Source organism: Flavobacterium sp. (assembly GCF_043778725.1).
Taxonomy (GTDB): Bacteria; Bacteroidota; Bacteroidia; order Flavobacteriales; family Flavobacteriaceae; genus Flavobacterium.
Genome location: NZ_JAYWFT010000155.1, coordinates 1 through 3334 on the forward strand (window position 1 = coordinate 1; position 3334 = coordinate 3334).

The 3334-nt window shown below is 35.8% G+C and carries 1 protein-coding gene; it reads right to left on the reverse strand.

The features are described 5' to 3' along the window. Positions 1-3334 (reverse strand): T9SS type B sorting domain-containing protein (locus ACH2CG_RS14520; protein ID WP_395066449.1); only part of this gene is annotated, 3334 nt, incomplete at both ends.

Consider the following 3334-nt stretch of genomic DNA (forward strand, 5'->3'; position numbering starts at 1 on the left):
GCTCTAAATTGTTTTAATGCGTCGGCTTCGTTATAGTCAACCGTAAACCAATAATCTGTTGATATCATTAGGTTACCGTTATAAGTTCCGTCCCAACCTTTTCCTGTTGGACTTATTTGTTTAATCAATTTTCCTTGGCGGTCAAATATATAAATTTTTGCTGAAACTTGATTTGCTAATCCAACAATATTCCATGTATCATTTATTCCATCACCATTTGGTGTAAAATAATGTGGATAATCTATAGTTTGAACTTCTGTAATCACCAACGGATCGCAACTTGCAGCAATGCCACCTTCGCTATCCCAAACCGTTATGTTGTGTTCTCCTAGTGATACATTATCAAACACATTACTGTCCTGTCGTGGTCCATCATCTAGACTGTATTGGTAAGTTCCATATCCATTAACACTTACCGTGATGGTTTGATTCTCTGAAAAAGCATTGGTTATCGTGTATCCTGTTGTTCCTACAATAACTGCTTGACCAGATTGAACCACGGCAAAAGATGCCGATCTAGAAGCACATCCCAATTGTGGCGGATTCACACTTGTCATTACAACTGTGTAGTTTCTTGTTGCGCCGTTTACTGCTGCGGTATTAACTAAATACGTTGCTCCTGTGCCTAAAACTGTCGTTGGACTGCCTGCTTCAAACCACTCATATGTATAGTTTCCAGGCACAGCATTGTTTACTGATAACGTTAAGTCTCTAACTACAATATCGGTATTAAAATCTACACAAATTACATTTGATCCTGTTGTGGTGTAAATAATTGGCTCTGCAAGTTTTTCTATAACTATTGCAAAAGAGACCAATCTAAAACATTTAGTTGTATTGTTCTCTACTCTAACCCATACCGTATGGGTGTAAGCCATATATCCAGATTCGTTAGTTATTACATTACTACCACTTTGAGCATCGGCTTGTGTATTGTAAAACGTTACTGTATACGCCAAAGCCGATTGTCCTGTTAATATTGAAGGCTCTAAAACATCTAGTGGATAAGCAAAATAACCATTATTAATTGCATCATCATCACAATGTGAATAATTTGATGGTGCAGTGGCCAGTGGCTTTGGATTTACTACGATTGTAAACTGTCCTACTACACTTTTACAAAGCGTAGTAGTATTGCTTGCTACTACATAAATTACTTGCGTATTTCCTGTAGTATTGGTATTAGTAAATGCGCCTGGTGTAGCAATTTGATTGCTAAGTGCCGCATCGGTATAAAAACTTAAACTATAATTACTAACCGCCAAAGGATTTGTTGCCAATAATACTGCCGCTTGCGAATTTAAGTTAAACAAAGTAAATCCATCGGTATCATCATCACATTCTTGGTAGTCTGCAATGGGTTGAACCAACAACGGTAACGGATTTACAACTACAGGTTGTTCAACTATTACATAACAATGCACAGCATCTGATCCTATAAAATAATTGCTCTCTACTCTAATCCATACATTGCCATTTACATTGGCTGCCGTTGGAATTCCGATACTGCTTCCTGCTATAATCTCATTAGTATTGGCTAGAGCATTTGGGTAAGTAGCATAATAATGTAACGTTACATTGGCATCATTATTCATTATATAAGCAGCATTGGTGGTTAAATCAAATACTTCATATCCATCATTAGGATTGTTACTATCACATGCAATTAATGGTAATGCTGTTAAATTAGTTCTTGGCGTTGGTATTGGTAAAACCTCAATAGTCAATGTTCTATAACTTTTACAACCTGTGGTATTGCTTGTGGCTACTATAAATACTGTTTGTGTAGCGGCAATAGTATTTACAAAAGCTTCTGGATGTAGAATTGGTTGGGTATAAGCTCCATCCAAGAAAAAGGACAAAGTATGTCCGGGAACAACTCCTACAAATCCAGACATATTGAAGGTTGTGTACAAATTGTTTGGTAAATTATCACTATCACAAACACTCAATAATGTTGGTGTTGTTAATACAATAGGTGTGTTAACCTGCAATTGAAACGAACCTACAGCAAAGCAATTGGTAGTCTTATTTTCAATTCGAACCCAAATTGTTGCTGTGTTGCATGAGGTATAGTTTGATGTGCCTACAATTGGTAATATTCCATTTGGCGAGGCAGATGCATCTGCTTGATTGGTATAATAAGTAACCGTATAGTTTGATCCTGGCAAAGATTGTGCAGCCAAGATAAGTGGTGTTTGTAAATTTAAATTAAAGCTAGTACACCCATCTTGTGTATTAGCATCTTGATCACAATTTACAAGTGCAGCTAAACTTGTAGGCATCATTGGCGCAGGATCGACATTTAAAGTTACTTGAATAACAGTAAAACAATGGGTTGTAGGATTTTCTGCTCTTACATACAACACCTGAGTAAATGGTATAATGTTTTGATACAATACACTAGTACTAATTGCACTTGTTGCACTTGTTGCATCATTTAAGGTTAAATGATAACTAATAGTATACACTCCTGTAACTCCCAATAGTAAATCGGATGTTATATTGTTTAAATTAAATTGTGCAATACCATCTTGATTACTATCACAAACCGTATAAGGTTGGCTTGGTTGGTTGGGTTGTGGTTTTGGATTTACAACTAAATCCATAGTTGAAATAACATAACATCCTGTGGTGGTATTGGTAATTCTAATTCCTAAGGTTTGTGCATAAGAAGGTGTGTTCTCATAAGACGATGTGTTGGTTATAGCTCCTGTTCCCAATTGTGCTAATGCTAATGTTGGATAAAATGTTACAAGTAATCCTGTTTGTCCATTAAGAATTGTTGGAATTTTAGACGTTAAATTAAAAAATTCTTTCCCTATTGGAGCAACTGTTTCGCAAAGCTCATACTGTGGGTAAAATGGTAATGAATTTGGAAGCGGATCTACTACTAAATTTACAAAAATAACAGCAACACATCCACTTGTAGTGTTCTGAACTCGTATCCATATTTTCTTTGAACCTGATGGATATGGACTTACTAACGGATTTATAGCACCAAGAGCATCACCTTGTGTTAAATAATAACTAACAACATGATTCGATGAAGATAAAGTTGTGCCTAAAACCTGAGGTGTTAAAACTCCTGTTAAATTAAATAAAGCACTAGAAGATAAATAGGTAGGCTCGCATAAATGATAATCATTTGGCTGGCTGGCTATTGGCTTAGGATTTACTATCAATTGTAAGGTAGTATAAGAGGAACATGCTGGCGCCAATGGATCAAATACTCTAACATAAATAGTTTGGGTAAAAGCACTATTAATATTACAATATGGATTTTGAAGAATTGCATTAAATCCTGTTTGTGAATCAGTAAGGGTTAAATGAT